The sequence below is a fragment of the Hymenobacter convexus genome, assembly GCF_030580955.1.
Taxonomy (GTDB): Bacteria; Bacteroidota; Bacteroidia; order Cytophagales; family Hymenobacteraceae; genus Hymenobacter.
Map to the genome: position 1 here is coordinate 427,660 of NZ_JAUQON010000005.1, position 17,146 is coordinate 444,805.

Consider the following 17,146-nt stretch of genomic DNA (forward strand, 5'->3'; position numbering starts at 1 on the left):
CTCAACGATTCCTTTCTTTATGCTGAAAATATTCATTGAGCGGCCGGTTTTGTCCACGGTGATTTCCGTGCTCATCGTGCTGCTGGGCCTGCTGGGGCTGTATGCGCTGCCCATTGCGCAGTACCCCGACATCTCGCCGCCTACGGTGCAGGTGTCGGCCAGCTACGGCGGGGCCAGCGCCGACGTGGTGCAGAAAAGCGTGATTGTGCCGCTGGAAGAGCAAATCAACGGCGTGGAAGGCATGACCTACATGACCTCTACGGCCACCAACGAGGGCGGCGCCAACATCCAAGTCTATTTCAAGGTGGGCACCAATGGCGACCAGGCCGCCGTGAATGTGCAGAACCGCGTGGCCAGCGCCACCAGCGTGCTACCGCAGGAGGTAACGCAGGCTGGCGTGCAGGTGCGCAAGCGCCAGACCAGCAACCTGATAACGGCCTCCATCTACAGCGACAATCCGGCCTACGACCAGACCTTCCTGCAGAACTACGCCGAAATCAACATCATCCCGCAGCTCAAGCGGGTGAACGGCGTGGGCGACGCCACGGCCTCGGGCCAGCGCACCTACTCCATGCGCATCTGGCTGAAACCCGACGTGATGGCCAACTACGGCCTCACGCCGGCCGACATCAGCACCGCCCTCAACCAGCAAAGCCTGGAAGCGGCACCCGGCAAGTTTGGCGAAAATGGCGACCAATCCTTCCAGTACATCATCAAATACAGCGGCAAGCTGAAATCGCCGGAAGCCTTCGGCAACATCATCCTGCGCGACCAGGCCCAGGGCCAGATTCTGCGCCTCAAGGACGTGGCCCGCATCGAGTTGGGCGCCCAGGCCTACAACACCCGCGTCACGGTGAACGGCAAGCCCTCAGTCAGCGTGTCGGTGAACCAGGTGGCGGGCTCCAATGCCTCGCAGGTCATCGAGGATTCTAAAAAAGCGCTGGCGTTGGCGGCCAAAGATTTTCCCTCGGGCGTGCATTACACGCTGCTGGTCGACATCAACAAGTTCCTGGATGCCAGTATTGATAAGGTGATTCACACGCTGCTGGAATGCTTCGCGCTGGTGTTTCTGGTGATTTTCATTTTCCTGCAGGATTTCCGGTCCACCATCATTCACGGCGTGTCGGTGCCGGTGTCCATCATCGGCACGTTTTTCTTTCTCTACGTCTTCGGGTTCAGCATCAACCTACTGACGCTCTTTGCCATGGTGCTGGCCATTGGCATTGTGGTCGATGATGCCATTGTGGTGGTGGAGGCCGTGCACGCCAAGCTGGAAAACGGCTATAAGTCGCCGCGCAAGGCGGCCATTGATGCGATGAGCGAAATCAGCGGCGCCATTGTGAGCATCACGCTGGTGATGGCGGCAGTGTTTCTGCCGGTCACGTTCATCACGGGCTCGTCGGGCGTTTTTTACCGGCAGTTCGGCATCACGCTGGCCATTGCCATCCTGATTTCGGCCGTGAATGCGCTAACGCTGTGCCCGGCGCTGGCGGCGCTGTTTCTCAAGGTCCCGGAGCACCAGAAAGGGAAGGAGGGCGAAGCCGTGAAAGACGGCGAAAAGGCCAAGGAAGGAGAGGAGCCCAAGGACGGCGAAGACAAGTCCAAGGAGGATGCACCGGCCGAGGCCGAGAAGAAACCCGGCTTTATGAAGCGGTTCAGCATTGCTTTCAATGCGGCTTACGATGCTCTGGTAGAGAAATACAGCGGCGTTATTGGCTTCCTGGCGGCCCGCAAGTGGGTGGCGCTGGTGGCCGTGGGCGTGTTCGGCGGGGCTTTGTTTCTGCTGATGAAAAATACGCCATCGAGCTTCGTGCCGCGCGAGGACATGGGCGTGATTTTCGTCAACATTACCCTGCCGCCGGCCGCTTCGTTGGAGCGTAGCGCCGCCGTGGCCGATGAGGTCGACAGCTTGGCCCGCACCATTCCGCAAGTTCAGAATGCCCTGCGCACGGTGGGCCAGAACGCCCTGGCCGGCCAGGGCAGCTCTTACGCGCAGGAAATCATCGCCCTCAAAAACTGGGACGAACGCAAGAAAGTAAGCAACGAGGACGTCATCGCCCTCATGAAAAAGAAAACGGCGCACATCCGCGACGCCAAGCTGGTGTTCACCTCGCTGCCCACCATCTCGGGTTTCGGGCTGAACGGCGGCTTCGAGTTTCAGCTGCAGGACCGGGGCGCCCACAGCGTGGATGAGTTCTACAAAGTGGCCCAGAGCTTCCTGGCCGCGCTGGCCAAGCGTGAGGAAATCCAGTACGCCACCACCTCATTCAACCCCACGTTTCCGCAGTATTTGATGACGGTGAACGCTGTGAAATGCGCCGAAGCCGGCGTGCCCGTGAGCGGCGTGCTGGCCGTGATGCAGGGCTATTACGGCAGCCTCTACGCGTCCAACTTCAACGATTTCGGCAAGCAATACCGCGTTATCATTCAAGCTGATACAAACTACCGGGCCAACATTGCCGGACTGGGAAAGGTGCAGGTGCGCACCGGCAACAACGTGATGGCGCCCATCACCGAATTTGTGAACCTGGAACGCGTGTACGGCCCCGAAAGCGTGGCCCGCTTCAACCTCTACAATTCCATGGCCGTGCAGGGCTCGCCCAACGAGGGCTTCAGCACCGGCCAGGCCCTCACGGCCATCGAGGAAGTGGCCAAGCAGAGCCTGCCGCCGGGCTACAGCTACGAGTTTTCGGGCCTGAGCCGGGAGGAGCAGAACAGCGGCTCGCAGGCCACCTACGTGTTTGCGCTGTGTCTGATTTTTGTATATCTGCTGCTTAGCGCGCAGTACGAGAGCTACTTGCTGCCTTTTGCGGTGCTGCTGTCGTTGCCGGTGGGCCTTACGGGTACGTATGTGTTTGCCAAGCTTTTTGGCATTGACAACAACATCTACCTGCAGATTTCGGTGATTATGCTCATCGGCCTGCTTTCCAAGAATGCCATCCTCATCGTGGAGTTTGCCGTCGAGCGCCGGCTCACCGGCATGAGTATTCAGGATGCCGCCCTCGAAGGCGCTAAGGCCCGCCTGCGGCCCATTTTGATGACGTCGTTTGCCTTCATATTCGGGCTGATGCCACTGCTTTTTGCCAGCGGTGCGGGCGCCAACGGCAACCGCTCCATCGGGGCCGGGGCCATCGGGGGCATGCTATTCGGCACGCTGCTGGGCGTGTTCGTGATTCCGGTGTTGTACATGATTTTTGAGGGCCTGCAGGAGCGCATCAGCGGCGAGCCGAAAGAGAAAATGGAGCAGATGAAGCGTGAAGAAGAGGAAGAGCCCGATGCGGCTCCGGCGCCGGATGAAAAGCCGGCTCCCGACGAAAAGCAGGCCCTCGCGCCCGCAGCCGGTTAAGGGCCAGAAGTTTTGTAAAGCTTAAAGAAGAGGGCATCATGCTTAACCCGAAATCGATAATTCATCCGCAAACCAGCCCTGCGCGCCGCTGCAGGCCGTGGCTGTGGCTGCTGCCATTGCTGGCTTCGTGCGCTACGCTGCACCCTTACAAAAAACCTGACGACGCTGCCGCCAATCTCTACCGCGGCGTGAGCACCACCGACACGACCTCCGTGGCCACCATGCCCTGGCGCTCCGTGTTTGCCGATGCCCAGCTGCAAAAGCTGCTCGAAGAGGGCCTCAACCAGAACCTAGATTTGCGCATTGCCCTCACCCGCATTCAGCGCGCCGAGGCGAACCTGGCGCAGAGCCGGGCGGCGTTTCTGCCCAGCCTCTCAGCGCGCGGCACGGCCACCGTAGCCCGCGTTTCGAACGGCAACACCGGCGTGGGCACGGTGACGGGTACCGGTACCACCGGGACGGGCGGCACCGGTACAGGCGGTACAGGAACCGGAGGTACTGGTACAGGTGGCACCGGCACCGGGGGCACAGGCGGAACTGGAACCGGCGGCACCGGCACAGGCGGAACTACCGGCACCACCGACCCCAGCACCGTAGTCACCAGCCGCTACAGCCAGCAATACCTGCTCACACTCAGCTCCAGCTGGGAGGCCGATGTGTGGGGCAAGTTGCGCAGCACTAAGCGCAGCTACGTGGCTACGCTGCTGCAAAGCGAGGCCTACCGCCGCGCCGTGCAAACGCAGCTGCTGGCCGATATTGCCAACAATTACTACCTGCTGCTGGCCTACGATGCGCAGCTGGAAATCACGCGCCAGACAGTGGAATTCCGCCTCAAAGATGTAGAGGTGACTAAACTGCTGAAAACCGCGGCCATCGTAACCGGCGCCGCCGTGGCCCAGAGCGAAGCCAACCTTTACGCTGCCCAGGTGTCGATACCCGACTTGCAGCGCAGCATCCGCGAAACGGAAAATACCATCAGCATCCTAGTCAACCGCTCACCGGGCGCCATTGAGCGCAGCACGCTGGCGGCCCAGGCCCAGCCCGAATTGCTCCAAACCGGTGTGCCCAGCCAGCTGCTGCGCAACCGCCCCGACGTGCAGGAGGCCGAAGCCGCCTACCGGTCCTATTTCGAGCAAACCAACGCGGCGCGGGCCTATTTCTACCCCTCGTTCACCATCACCGCCAACGGCGGCCTCACCAACACCACCATCACCGACCTGTTTTCGCCCAACGCCATTTTCGGCACGCTGGTGGGTGGCGTACTACAACCCATCTTCAACCAGGGCCTCAACCGGGCGCGGCTGCGCAATGCCCAGGCCTTGCAGGAGGAGTACCGCTACACTTACCAGCAGACCTTGCTCACGGCCGGGCAGGAAGTATCGAACGCGCTGTTTGCCTACCAAACTGCCGGTGAGAAAGCCGCCATTCGCGTCAACCAGCTGGCTTCGCTGCGCCGGGCTGTCGATTTCACGCAGGAGCTATTGCGCTACAGCTCGGCCAATTACACCGATGTGCTGACCTCCCAGCAGAGCCTACTCGCGGCTGAACTCAGCAGCATTAATGACCGCCTGCAACAGCTGCAGGCCACTACCGACCTCTACCATGCGCTGGGCGGCGGCTGGCGCTAGGCAGGAGGCGCCCACTTTATTCCACGACGGTTACCGAGTGCGAGGAAAAGGCCACCGGCGGGGCCGAAAACAACCTTTTCGTAGCCGGCCACACCTCGCCAAAAAGCGCCGATTTTCGGTAGCCGTTGAGCGCGGTTTCGTTGTCCCAATGGCTGTGGGTGTAGTAGATGTTGGGGCTTTCGGCATCTTGCCAAAGCTCCAGGTGTCGGCAGCCCGGCTGCTGCCGGATGCGCTGCTTGGTGGCGTGAAAAAGCGTGAGAAAGGCCGGCACCTGTTCCGGCGCAAACGTCATGCGAACAATGCGAATCAGCATTTGAAATAGCGTCTTTGAGGCTGCGAAAGTAGAAAGCCCCGGCTCCGCAACGCGAAACCGGGGCTTTCTGGATGGGCTCCAACCCTGCCTTTACACCAGGCTACTCTCGCACCATCTGCAGGCGCTGGGGCACCCCATCGGGCCCGCTGATGCTGATTACGTACACGCCCGGTGCGGCCTGCCGTAGGAAACTGCCCAACTGCTCCGCCAGCACCGCGCGCGAAGCTGGCGCCGGGGCAAAAAGGATGCGGCCCACCACGTTGCTCAGCGTAAGGCGCAACGGTGCGTCCTCATTCAGAATTGGCCCGCCGAGCAGTTGCAGCGCCTCGCCGCGGCTGGGGTTGGGCACCAATACGTAAGGGCTGGCCGCGGCCGGTACATAGACCACTTGGCTGAAGTGGGTGCTGCCATCCAGGTCGCGCTGGCGCAGGCGGTAGAAGGCGGCGGTTGGGGCTTCTCGGTCAGTGTATGTATAGCTGGCGGGCTGAGTGCCGCCATGCGCTGCCACCGTAGCTACAAGGGCGAAGGCTTTGCCATCGATTGATTTTTCGATTTCGAAGCCGGCGTTGTTTTTTTCCTGCGCCGTGGCCCAGCTCACGCGCACAGCGTTTGAACCGCTGCGCTGCGCGGCAAACTGCGTGAGGGTGACTGGGAGGGGTGCGGTGCCATTGCCTAAGGCAAACAGCGGGAAGCTGTTCACGCCACTCCGCGTAGCCACAAATGGCCCGGCTCCGGCCACGCCCACGCGGCCCAGTTCCGTCCAGGTGCTGCCCGTATTGCCTGCGTTGCCATAGAGGCTGGCCTGGGCCGGTACGAAGGCGGCATTCTGGTCAGCGGCTTCAAACTGGACGCTCACGTCCACTACCGGACCCGTGGTCAGGGCCGGCGTGGCCTCCCAGGTCCGGTTCACAAAATCGGCCTGCCGGGCATACGGTGTGCCGCTGCGCCCATTGGCCAACAGCCCGCTGAAAGTGCGCACCTGGAACGTGGTGCTGACGCCCGAATTGGTAAGCGTGACAGGCGCATAAGAGGCCGCCGTGCCCACCGGAAAAACCACTGCCGTCCCTCCCGCGGGCACGGGCCGTGCCACGTAGCCGCCGCCGGCCGCTACTTCGGGCGTTATCACGTAGCGGCTAGCATTGGCGCCGCTGATGGTGGCGGTGCTGCTCAGGGTCAGGCCTTGGTTGTCGACTACCAAGTGGCCGGTGGTGAAGGTGAGGGCGTCGCTGACACTCACGGGACTGAGCAGACGCACATTAGACATATTGTTAATTTTGAGAATGCTGATAGGCAGCGTTGCGCTGCTACCGGTGCTCAGCGTTTGTTCGGAATTGCCGTTCAGCTCTAGCGTGCCGGGGCCACCGATGGCGCCCGCGGCCAGCACGTTGCCGCTTACCTGCCAGGTAGTGCCGACGGCCAGCGTCAGGCTGGCCCCGCTTTCCACCGTCAGATTATGCGCGGCCAAGGTGCCCGCGCCGAGTTGTGGCGCAAAGCTGGTGCCGGCCGGAATCAGCACGTCGGTGCTGGCGGTGGGCGTCACGCCGGCTTCCCAGTTGCGGCAGTCGGCGGGGTCGGCCGAGGCGTCGTTGCTGGTCCAGATGGCCACTTGGTTGGTCGGTAACGGGGCGGTGAGGGTATTCACAGCCGTTGGGGCCGTGTAACTCACCTTCACAAAGCATTTTTGGCCAGCTACAGTGGCGGTCGCGTTGCGTACTTTCAGCGCCAGCCAGCCGGTGGTGCTGGCAGTGTAAGTGCCGCTGGCAGCGGCCGTGTTAGTGGTGCCGCTGCCGGTGGCGCTGCTCAGCAGCTGCCCGCGCAGGTCATACACCCCAACGGTGAGGTTGCTGGTGTTGCCGCTGGGGTCTTCGGGGTAGAGGTTGTAGCTCACGGGCTGCCCGGCTTGCACAAATATTTTGCCCACCAGCCGCGTATTGGTCGAATTTGAAGGCAGCGCGCCGCCCTGGCCCAGGCTGCCGCAGTTCAGGTCGCCGAGGTCGTCGGCCATTTCCCATTCCTGGGTGGTTTCGGCGGCGCGCGCCGGATTGTAAGTCGAATTATCCTGGCCCACCGGCGCCCACACCGAGTAGCCCCGGCGGCCCAGCAGGGCGGTGCCGTCGCAGGGCGGCGTGTTCACGTCCACGTAGGCGTTGCCGTCGTTGCCTCGGAACACAGTGTGCACAGCTGTACCGTTGGCGCCAGAATAATCCTTGAGCTGGGTGCCCACCGCAAAATCGGTCCGTACCGTGTTGTTCTGCCAGGTGTTGTAGTTGTCGTTGATGCCGATGAGGGCCTTGGTGCTGCGCTCAATCACGAGGTGGTCGCCGGAGGCATAAGGCACTTTATAAGCGCCATCCTTAAAGTTAAGGTGCTGGTGGCACCAAATCAGGTTCACCAGGTCGTCGCGCACGGGCAGGTCGGCGGTGGAGGTGGGCAGGTGGGTCCAGCGCTTTCCCGTTCCCCCGATGTTGAACAGGTCTTCGAAAAAGAGCTGCGGATTGCCGTCCACGGCAAACGTGACGGCGTAGGCGGCCGACAGGCGCGGGTCGAACGGGTCGATGTGCGCGGCTAGCTCCTGATTGGTGTTCCAGCCCGTGTAGTTGCCGGTGGCGTCAAGCTGGGGCCGGAACGTGTCGTGGTTGTTCACGAAGGGCACGGTGCGGTGCACGTAGGTATCCGAGGCCGCGTAGTAGGCCACGCGCTGGTCCTGCTGCTGGGCCGGAATGTCGCTCAGGTTATAGCCACCGTTGCCGCTCACCATCCCATATATGGCCCCGCGCAGCCCAAAATCAAAGGTGCCCATCAGGAAGTCGTTGCCGCCGTTCTGGCCTTTCACGTTGTTGATGTAGCCATCCAGGTCCGATTTGCCGCCCACAAACTCGCCCACGTTGAACATGCTTTCGCCGCCGTTGGCCCAGCCGGCGTTGTATTTCAGGTTGAAGCTCAGGTCCTGCTGCGCGTTGTAGCTGAAGTGCTTCACCGCGTCCCACCGGAAGCCGTCGACGCCGGTTTGCTTCTTCATCCACAGGGCCCAGTTGCGGGCCTGCGTCTGGCTGTAGCCGGCGGTTTGGATGGGGTTGTAGGCGCCGGGGTACAGGGCCAGGTAGCCGGGGCTGAGCGGGCCGTAGCCGTCATTGCCGCCGTCGTTGCCGTAGCAGAAATCGGGGCCAAAGAAGGCGCCCGTCATGTCGGTGCTGGTGTCGTTGTGGCCCAGATGGGGGTGGAAATTGGCGTAGTTTTTCGGCCAGCGGCCCTGGCGGGCGGCGTAGGCGGCGCCGTTGTCGCCGGCCTCGGGCTGCGGGGTAGCAAAGGAGCTGTAGCGGAAGGTTTTATAGCCACTGTTGGTGGCCATCGAGTAAGTGGGCTCAGGGTCTTGGCCGCCGTCGCCGTTGGCGGCCGAGCCGGCCCCGTCGGCGTGGTTCAGCACCACGTCCTGAATGACTTCGATGCCGTTGGCGTGTAGCACGGCCACCATGCGCAAAAACTCGTCCTTCGAGCCGAAGCGGGTGCGCACGTCGCCCTTTTGGTACTTGTCGCCCAAGTCGTAGTGGTCGAAGGGCGAGTAGCCCACGTCGTTGGTGGCGTTCTTGTTTTTGGGCGTGGGCGGAATCCAGACGGCGTCAATGCCCAGGCTTTTGAGGCGCGGGGCCAGCTCCGTGAGGTAGTCGGCCCACTTGAAGCGGTAGTTGCCATTGTAGTAGTCCCACCAAAAGGCTTGCAGCACCACGCGCTTCACGGTGGTTTGGGCGGCGGCAGGAAACTGGCCCAGCAAAGCCAGCAGCCACAGCGCCAGCAAAGCGTAACGTCTTCTCATCTAGTACTTAAAATTCAGGGTGGGAGGGACCACAAATTTACAAAATCCTGCCCTTCCCCGGAAACCCGCAAAAAGGCTGTTTCAGCCCAATCACAAAGGATTGCGGGAATAACTGCATGCCGCGCTTCGAAGCTCCCCGCCCTGCTAAACCACAGTCGCATAGCCAACTATTGGCCAGGCTCACCGTAAGGGATTTTCAAAATCTCTTCTTTCACACGTTACAATTTCCCCTTTTGTTTTCTATGAAATCTTCTCTCATTCGTTCGGCCGCATCTGCCTGGTTTGTTGTGCCGGCCCTGGCCGGTGGCCTGCTGCTGAGCAGCTGCAACAGCGAACCCAAAGCCACCGAAGTCGACAAAACCGCCACCGTGGTTTCGAGCGACACCAACGCCGCCTCCGATAGCGCCGCCACCACCGCGAAGGCCGATAGCTCCGCCATGGGCACCGATACCACCATGGCCAAATAAAAATCGCCATTGCCTGCTCTGGCTGGCTCTAACACGACAATTCCCGCCGCATCCCGTCAGGCGATGTCGGCGGGAATTGTCGTGTTATCGAGAATTTAATTTGCCTCCTCCGTAAAAATAAATTGATGCCCCGATAAGTCCGACCGCTGCAAGTGTCGCGTAAGGGATTGAAAAAATACAACGATTCCAACCCCCGCCTTAAGCACTCGTAACCATAAGCCGCACATCTTTCACCCATTACCCACCACACTTTTCACTTTCATGAAACACCTTATTCGACGCCCGCTCACACTGACTTTCCTGATTGGCCCGGCCCTGACCGGCAGCCTGCTCCTCAGCAGCTGCGGCAGCAACACCACTACCGAAACCACCACCACCAGCGCGCCCGCCGACAGTGCCGGCACGGCTGCCAAGCCCGACAGCGCCGCCACGGCCGGCACGCCCGGCGAAGTGAAACCCACGATGGCCAAACCGGCCTGGGGGCCCAACCTCAAGCCCGAGATGCAGGCCGTGATTGAGCAGCTCATGAGCTTCAAAAACAAGCCGTTCCCCGAGCTCACCGCCGCGCAGGCCCGCAAGCAGCCCAGCGCCGCCGATGCGGCCATGAAGCAGATGCGCGTGAGCGGCATCCCCGCGCCGCCCCTGAACTGCGACACCGTGACCAAGGTGCTGATGCCCGGCGTGAGCGCCCGCATCTACACGCCCAAGGGCGGCGCCGGCCCGTTCCCGGTCATCGTGTATTACCACGGCGGCGGCTGGGTTATTGCCACGAATGACACCTATGCCGCCTCGGCTCAAGCGCTGTGCGAGCAGGTGGGCGCCGTGGTGGTGTCGGTGGAGTACCGCAAAGGCCCGGAACATAAATTCCCGACCGCGCACGACGATTCCTTCGCTGCCTACCAGTACGTGCTGAAGAACGCCGCCAGCATGAAGGGCGACCCCAACAAGATTGCCGTAGTGGGCGAAAGCGCCGGCGGCAACCTGGCCTGCAACGTGAGCATCATGGCCCGCGACAAGAAAGTGGCCCTGCCCAAGTACCAGGTGCTGGTGTACCCCATTGCCGGCTCCGATACCAATACGCCTTCTTATCAGGCCAACACCGAAACCGCCCCGCTTAACAAGGGCGGCATGGAGTGGTTTTTCAAGAACTACCAGCGCACCCCGGCGGACTTGAAAGACCCGCGCATCAACCTTGTGGCCGCCAACCTGAAAGGCCTGGAGCCCACCACCATCATCGCCGCCGACTACGACCCGCTCACCAGCGAAGGCAAAACCCTGGCCGATAAGCTCACCGCCGCCGGCGTGAAAACCAACTACAAGAAGTACGACGGCACCACCCACGAATTCTTCGGCATGGCCGCCGTAGTACCCGAAGCCAAAGACGCCCAGGGCGTCGCCGTCAGCGACCTAAAAGGCGCGCTGAAGTAAGCGTTTCGGCTTTTAAAAGCTGACCTAGAACGTCATGCTGAGCGCAGTCGAAGCATCTCTACCGCAGGAGCAAATCAACCGTTCAACGGTTTTGATTAGTCCCACACGCGAGATGCCTCGGCTAGGCTCAGCATGACGTTCTTTTTTTTTATGCGCAGCCAGGAACCTACTCCACCGGAAACCGCACGTCCACCTGCGAATCGAAATGCAGGCCCAGCAGCTCCGCGGCATTGCCCTGGCAAATGCCCAGGCACAGGCAGTTCTGGCTGTTGAACACGGCCACGGCCTCGCCGGGAGGCGCGGCCGAGAAGTGCGGGTGCACCTCGCGCACCACGTCGCGCCCGAAGTGCACGGCGAAGTTGCGGCCGTGGCCCACGGCCTCCACGGCCGTGCGGGAGATGTTGGTAATCAGGTTGCCGTAGTGGTCCACGTGTGCCACGTGGCCGGTGATGCGGTGGTCCTGAATGCGGAGCTGCCGGTTGTTGAGGCGGTGGAAATCCTGCACCACGGGGCCCAGCGAGGTCAGCGGCTCGCCTTGGGCCAGGGCCACGGCGGCCGGCAACAGCACGTCGCGGGTAGGAGAGGCGGTGACGGCGGCCGGTAGCGCCACCAGCTCCTCGGGGGCGCTGTTGGTGAGCAGGGCCAGAATGCCGTTGTCGCCGGCCAGGAAGTAGTGCCCTTCGAAGCGCGCCACCTGCCAGCCCGGCTCGGGCCCGGCGCCGTGGTCGTCGACGCCAATGACGTGCGCCGTGCCCTCGGGGAAATCGCGAAATACGGATTGGAGAACGTGAACGGCGTGCGCGATGTTAAAGGGTTCGACACCGTGGCTGATATCGACCACGGCGGTGGCCGGGGCCAATTGCAGAAGTCGCGCTTTCAGCGCCGCCACGTAATGGTCGCGGTAGCCAAAATCGGTCAGCAATGTAATCAAGCCCATGCCTGCGTTCGGTAGTTTTTCGTAGTATTGTCGGGCCGCCCGAACCGGGGCAAAAGTAGCCGGTTTATGCGGAAAGGCCTGTTTCTTTTTTGCCTGCTCACTCCCTTTCTTCCCCCTCTCTCCGCCATTGGTCGAAAAAATCATCACCCTCGAAAACATGTCCCTGGTCGACTTTCTCGGCCCCGACAACCAGAATATCCGTCAGTTAGCCGCCGCTTTCCCGGGTTCTAAAATCATCAGCCGCGGCAATGAAATCAAGATTCAGGGCCAGCCGGCAATTATTTCCCGCATCAACGATTTATTGTCGTCGCTTATCGAGCACTACCACCAATACGGCGCCGTCACCGATAAAACGGTGAACCAATACCTCTCCGCCACCAGTGAGGAAGCCGAGGGCCGGGTGCTGGCCGCCTCGCCCGACGTGCTCCTGTTTGGGGCCAAAGGCGGCGTCATCAAAGCCAAAACGCCCAACCAGCAAAAGCTGATTGATGCCGTAATGGCCCATGATTTGACTTTCACCCTGGGCCCCGCCGGCACCGGTAAAACATACATTTCGGTAGCCCTGGCCGTGCGCGCGCTCAAAAACAAGGAGGTGAAGAAAATCATCATCTCGCGCCCCGTGGTGGAGGCCGGCGAAAGCCTGGGCTTCCTGCCCGGCGACATGAAGGAGAAGGTCGACCCCTACCTGCGGCCGATTTACGATGCCCTGGAAGACATGATTCCGGCCGAAAAGCTGAAGTTTTACCAGGAAAACAAAATCATCGAAATCGCCCCGCTGGCCTATATGCGCGGCCGGACGCTGAACAACGCCTTCGTGCTGCTCGACGAAGCCCAGAACACCACGCCCTCGCAGCTCAAGATGTTCCTGACCCGCATGGGCCCCACGGCCAAGGTGATGGTGAACGGCGACCGCAGCCAGATTGACCTGCCCACCCGCCAGAAATCGGGCCTGATGCAGGCGCTTGATATTCTGAAGAACGTGGAGGGCATTGGCTATGTCGAGATGACGTCCGAGGACGTGGTGCGCCACCGCTTGGTAAAGGAAATTGTGGAGGCCTACGATAAATTCGACAACGAGGAGCAGATGCGCCAGGGCCAGCAAAGCGCCGCCAACGGCCAGCGCCGCGACGAGCGCCACGAGCGCCGTCTGCGCGAGCAGGGCCTGCTGACAGATGCCAGCCAGGCCGAGTCGGAAACGGAACTGCCCGTAAACCACGAGCAGGCGATGTAACTTCTGCTTTCTTTAATCTGTCATCCTGAGCGCAACGAAGGACCTTATCACGTCAAAACGCAAGCAATGCGAACGTGATAAGGTCCTTCGCTGCGCTCAGGATGACAGGTTTCTAATGTCTTATCAATACCCGATATGTCCGCCACCGCCCACCGCATCACCGACTTGCGCGACCTCGACGCTGCCTTTACCATCCGCGAAAAGGTATTTGTGGAAGGCCAAGGCGTGCCCGCCACCCTCGAAAACGACGTGCACGACCGCACCGATGCCCGCCACTACCTGGCCCGCGCTGCCGATGGCACGCCCGCTGGCGCTGCCCGCTGGCGCGAAACCGAAAACGGGGTGAAGCTGGAGCGCTTTGCCGTGCTGGAAGGCTTCCGCAACCAGGAAATTGGAGCCGTGCTGCTCCACGCCGTGCTGGCCGATGTACGGGCCGAACTGCCCGACGCCCCAGTATATCTCAACGCGCAGCTGCGGGCCGTGCCCTTTTATGCCCGCCACGGCTTCAAAACCGAAGGCGAAATGTTTGAGGAAGCCAATATTCAGCATTACAAGATGGTACTGGAGTAAGCCATGAGCTTGCGGCCGGACCGAGTAGGCGTGTGGTGATGTACGGCTAAACCGCTACATTGCCAGCCTAATACGCCTCTTTCTCTGCCGCCAATGGTTACCTGGGCCACGTTCCCTTTCGTTCGCTACACGCCGGCCCTGATGGGCGGCATCGTCGCTTACCTCTACCTGGGCGAGGCCTGGCCGGAGCTGTGGCCGGCGGTCGTAGGGCTGGCGGTGGTGGCCATTATGTTCATTGCCTGGGCCATCCGCCAGCGGAAGCCGGCTGCGAGCGACGCGGCCGGCATCGTGGCGTTAATGGCAGTTGTCGTGTTCGGCGCGGCGCTCACCCAGCGTGCCACCGAAAGCCGCCGGGCCGACCATCTTTTTCACTTCGCTGATAAAATTGACTGCTACCAGGCCGTGGTCGATGAGGCTACCGTGGTGCGGAAAGCCACTTTTGCCACCACGCTGCGCGTGCAATCGGTGCGCGTGGGCGGGCGCTGGCAGCGGGCTACGGGCGGCGTGCGGGTGTCGTTGCCGCGGGTGGCGGGCATTGCCCAGCCGCGCTACGGCGAAGTCTGGCTCATTCGCGGCCACCCCGACCCCAGCAAGCCGCCGCTGAACCCCGGCGAATTCGATTACCGGCAGTATCTGGCGTATCGGCAGGTGTACCATCAGCAATACATTCACCCCGACCAATACAGGGTGCTGAACACCGTGCCGCCCAATATCCTGGTGTTTTGGAGCATGCTGTTTGCTGAAAAGCTGGATGGCGTATTCCGTGAGTACATCAAAGCCAAACGCGAATACGCCATTGCCTCGGCGCTGGTGCTGGGCATCAAGGATGACGTGGACGCCGACACCAAGCAGGCCTACAGCAGTACCGGGACCTCGCACATCATGGCTGTAAGTGGCCTGCAGGTGGGCCTTTTGTATCTGGCGCTAACTTGGCTGCTGCAGAAGCTTTTCGGGCGGATGCCAGGCTTCCGGCTGTGGTCGGCGCTGCTGGGGCTGACGGTTATCTGGGGCTACGCCTTCGTGACGGGGCTGTCGGCGTCGGTGCTGCGGGCCACGGTGATGTTCACGTTTCTCATCATAGGGCGGGCCTGGGGGCGGCAAAGCTCCATCTTCAATACACTGGCCGTGGCGGCGTTTTTTCTGCTGCTCTGGAATCCGTTTCTGGTAGCCGACGTGGGGTTTCAGCTGTCGTTTCTGGCGGTGCTAAGCATCGTGTACATTCAGCCGCGCATTGCCAGCTGGCTGGAAATCAAGGACTATTTCTACGCCCGGCAGCGGCCCTGGCAGTCGAAACCCACGCAATGGATTTGGCGGGCGCAGGGCTGGTTTCTGGATAAGGTGTGGCAAGCCGTGGCGCTGTCGCTGGCGGCACAGGTGGCTACGTTCGGGCTGGGGCTGTATTATTTCCACCAGTTCCCGTTCAGCTTTTTGTTCTCCAATCTGGTAGCCGTGCCTATTTCGAGCGGAGCCGTTTACGTGGGGCTGGCATTGCTGGCGGTAAAAGGCCTCATCGCATTGCCCAGCATGTGGTTTCCATCAGTGGCCAACTACATGGACTGGGCCCCCAAGAGCATTGCCTGGGTTTTCGAAAAAATGGTCTGGCTTTTCAACGAATACATCTTCCTCATCAGCCGCTACTTCTCGGGCTGGGTGGTGCGCGAAATCCACGTTTCAGCCCTGCAAACGGTGCTGATTTTCGGCCTCATCGGCGCCTTTCTGGCCTGGCTCAACACCCGGCAGTTGGGATGGCTGCGCGGCATGGCGCTGCTACTGCTGTGCTACGCGAGCAGCCGCGTGGCCGAAGCCCGCGCCGTAGCGCCTACCGAGGAGTTCATTGTTTATAGTATTCCGCGCCGCTCGGCAGTGGGTTTTTGGCAGGGGGCCAGCGCCGAGTTTGTCACGCCCGATTCGGTTCCGCTCAACGAAACGGAGCGCACGTACAGGCTGCTGCCTGGCATCATCCGCAAAGCGGCCCGGCGCACGCACTACAGCGTGGGCTGGCGCGGTACTACTGTGCCGGTGCAGCGGTTGAGGGATACCGACAGCACTTCAGAGAACCCGTTTTTTCGGGCCGGACCGGTGGTGCTGGCCCAGTGGCGCGGCCTGCGCGTGGGTTTCGTTTCGAGTCGCATTTCTTCGGCCACGCAGCCGGTGCCCGTCGATGTGCTGGTGCTGCGCCGCAACGCCCGCGTGAAACCCGAAACCCTCGCCGCCGTGTTTGGTGCCAAAGCTAAAGTGGTGTTCGATTCGAGTTGCAAAATCTGGTACGTGGCCCGGCAGGATTCCAGCCTGCGCGCCCACGGTTTTCGCACTTGGGACGTGACGGCGCAGGGCGCTTTTCGCTGCGCGCCGCCGCAGTAGAGTTGCGGCTTAGCGGTTTTCACCCCAACCCAGGCAACCCTGCTGCCAATTTGGCCCGAGTTGCCAACAATGTGCCGTTCAGCCTTGTAGCCAAGCTATTTGGGCGGCGTGGGGCGCGACTTGGTCGAGCCCATCCGACCAAGTGCCTCTTTTTTTCGTTTATTGCTTAGTAGGATGCCACCATTACACCCCAAGTGGCGTCCTGCTTACAACCATCCGTCCGCGCCGACCCCGCTCCTCATGGAAAACCTGCTCACGCCCGAACTCGAAGCCCTCCGCTACATCCGCTACGAAGCCCAGGACCGCATCGGCTACATCACCCTCAACCGCCCCGACAAGCGCAACGCGCTGAATGCCGATGTGGTAACGGAGCTCAAACAAGCCTTCGAATTTGCCGAAAACGATGAAAATGTAAAAGTAGTGGTGCTGCGCGCCGCCGGCGATGTATTCTGTGCCGGCGCCGATTTGGCCTATATCCAGGACTTGCAGGGCTTCGGCTATACCGATAATCTGGAAGACTCGACGCACCTCATGCAGCTCTTCCACCAGATTTACACCCTCAAAAAAGTGGTTATTGGCCAGGTGCAGGGCCATGCGCTGGCGGGCGGCTGCGGCCTGGCGGCCATCTGTGACATGACGTTTGCCGTGCCCGAAGCCAAGTTTGGCTATACCGAAGTGAAAATCGGCTTCCTGCCGGCTATTGTAAGCGTATTTCTGGTACGCAAAATTGGGGAGGCCCGCACCAAGCAGCTGTTGCTCAGTGGCGACCCCATTGCGGCCCAAACAGCCCTCGATATGGGCCTCATCACCTTCATGGTGCCCAAAGCCGAGCTGGCCGAAACCGTCCGCATCTACGCCCAGCGCCTGTGCCGCGAAAACTCAGCCCAAAGCATGGAAGTGACCAAGGAAATGCTGGCCCGCCTGCCCGAAATGGACCTCGAAGAAGGCCTGCGCTACGCTGCGCAGCGCAACGCCGAAGCCCGCGGCTCCGACGACTGCCGCCGCGGCATTGCCGCTTTTCTAAGCAAGGAGAAGATTGGCTGGTAGGCAAAAA

At 61.3% G+C, this 17,146-nt stretch carries 11 protein-coding genes; 8 read left to right on the forward strand and 3 right to left on the reverse strand.

Annotated elements, in window-relative coordinates:
* The first annotated feature begins 19 nt into the window (after positions 1-19).
* A complete protein-coding gene (locus Q4S41_RS13530; protein WP_305031655.1) occupies positions 20-3,346 on the forward strand; it encodes an efflux RND transporter permease subunit in 3,327 nt (1,108 codons plus the stop codon).
* 38 nt (positions 3,347-3,384) lie between these two features.
* Positions 3,385-4,974, forward strand: a complete 1,590-nt coding sequence (locus Q4S41_RS13535) for a TolC family protein (RefSeq protein WP_305031656.1) — start codon at positions 3,385-3,387, stop codon at positions 4,972-4,974.
* Positions 4,975-4,990: 16 nt separating this feature from the next.
* Here the strand turns inward: Q4S41_RS13535 and Q4S41_RS13540 are convergent, their stop codons facing one another.
* Together Q4S41_RS13540 and Q4S41_RS13545 are read right to left on the reverse strand one after the other, a co-directional pair.
* A complete protein-coding gene (locus Q4S41_RS13540; RefSeq protein WP_305031657.1) occupies positions 4,991-5,287 on the reverse strand; it encodes a putative quinol monooxygenase in 297 nt (98 codons plus the stop codon).
* Positions 5,288-5,387: 100 nt separating this feature from the next.
* Positions 5,388-9,098 (reverse strand): alpha-amylase family glycosyl hydrolase, encoded by a 3,711-nt coding sequence (locus tag Q4S41_RS13545; RefSeq protein ID WP_305031658.1) that lies wholly within the window; start codon positions 9,096-9,098, stop codon positions 5,388-5,390.
* A gap of 242 nt (positions 9,099-9,340) precedes the next feature.
* Between Q4S41_RS13545 and Q4S41_RS13550 the strand changes: the two genes are divergently transcribed.
* Both Q4S41_RS13550 and Q4S41_RS13555 read left to right on the forward strand, forming a co-directional pair.
* A complete protein-coding gene (locus Q4S41_RS13550) occupies positions 9,341-9,565 on the forward strand; it encodes a hypothetical protein (RefSeq protein WP_305031659.1) in 225 nt (74 codons plus the stop codon).
* Between the two features lie 261 nt (positions 9,566-9,826).
* Entirely contained in the window at positions 9,827-10,993 is a 1,167-nt protein-coding gene (locus tag Q4S41_RS13555; RefSeq protein WP_305031660.1) for an alpha/beta hydrolase, read from the forward strand.
* Between the two features lie 166 nt (positions 10,994-11,159).
* Here Q4S41_RS13555 and Q4S41_RS13560 read toward each other — a convergent pair whose 3' ends face one another.
* Positions 11,160-11,930 carry an SAM hydrolase/SAM-dependent halogenase family protein gene (locus tag Q4S41_RS13560; RefSeq protein ID WP_305031661.1) on the reverse strand — a complete coding sequence of 257 codons (771 nt, stop codon included), beginning with the start codon at positions 11,928-11,930 and terminating at the stop codon, positions 11,160-11,162.
* Between the two features lie 127 nt (positions 11,931-12,057).
* Here Q4S41_RS13560 and Q4S41_RS13565 point away from each other — a divergent pair, with 127 nt between their 5' ends.
* The 4 genes from Q4S41_RS13565 to Q4S41_RS13580 all read left to right on the forward strand — a co-directional run bounded on the left by Q4S41_RS13565 (position 12,058) and on the right by Q4S41_RS13580 (position 17,139).
* Positions 12,058-13,161 (forward strand): PhoH family protein, encoded by a 1,104-nt coding sequence (locus Q4S41_RS13565; protein ID WP_305031662.1) that lies wholly within the window; start codon positions 12,058-12,060, stop codon positions 13,159-13,161.
* Between the two features lie 135 nt (positions 13,162-13,296).
* Complete coding sequence (locus Q4S41_RS13570) at positions 13,297-13,731, forward strand: GNAT family N-acetyltransferase (RefSeq protein ID WP_305031663.1); 435 nt, start codon at positions 13,297-13,299, stop codon at positions 13,729-13,731.
* Positions 13,732-13,824: 93 nt separating this feature from the next.
* Positions 13,825-16,092 carry a ComEC/Rec2 family competence protein gene (locus Q4S41_RS13575; protein WP_305031664.1) on the forward strand — a complete coding sequence of 756 codons (2,268 nt, stop codon included), beginning with the start codon at positions 13,825-13,827 and terminating at the stop codon, positions 16,090-16,092.
* 240 nt (positions 16,093-16,332) lie between these two features.
* Positions 16,333-17,139: an enoyl-CoA hydratase/isomerase family protein gene (locus Q4S41_RS13580; protein ID WP_305031665.1), complete on the forward strand. Its 807-nt coding sequence runs from the start codon at positions 16,333-16,335 to the stop codon at positions 17,137-17,139.
* Positions 17,140-17,146: the final 7 nt, after the last annotated feature.

Bases quoted from the DNA above. Each gene is read 5' to 3' on its own strand.
- Q4S41_RS13530 (WP_305031655.1), top strand. From the start codon at position 20: ATGCTGAAAATATTCATTGAGCGGCCGGTTTTGTCCACGGTGATTTCC.
- Q4S41_RS13535 (WP_305031656.1), top strand. From the start codon at position 3,385: ATGCTTAACCCGAAATCGATAATTCATCCGCAAACCAGCCCTGCGCGC.
- Q4S41_RS13540 (WP_305031657.1), bottom strand. From the start codon at position 5,287: ATGCTGATTCGCATTGTTCGCATGACGTTTGCGCCGGAACAGGTGCCG.
- Q4S41_RS13545 (WP_305031658.1), bottom strand. From the start codon at position 9,098: ATGAGAAGACGTTACGCTTTGCTGGCGCTGTGGCTGCTGGCTTTGCTG.
- Q4S41_RS13550 (WP_305031659.1), top strand. From the start codon at position 9,341: ATGAAATCTTCTCTCATTCGTTCGGCCGCATCTGCCTGGTTTGTTGTG.
- Q4S41_RS13555 (WP_305031660.1), top strand. From the start codon at position 9,827: ATGAAACACCTTATTCGACGCCCGCTCACACTGACTTTCCTGATTGGC.
- Q4S41_RS13560 (WP_305031661.1), bottom strand. From the start codon at position 11,930: ATGGGCTTGATTACATTGCTGACCGATTTTGGCTACCGCGACCATTAC.
- Q4S41_RS13570 (WP_305031663.1), top strand. From the start codon at position 13,297: ATGTCCGCCACCGCCCACCGCATCACCGACTTGCGCGACCTCGACGCT.
- Q4S41_RS13575 (WP_305031664.1), top strand. From the start codon at position 13,825: ATGGTTACCTGGGCCACGTTCCCTTTCGTTCGCTACACGCCGGCCCTG.
- Q4S41_RS13580 (WP_305031665.1), top strand. From the start codon at position 16,333: ATGGAAAACCTGCTCACGCCCGAACTCGAAGCCCTCCGCTACATCCGC.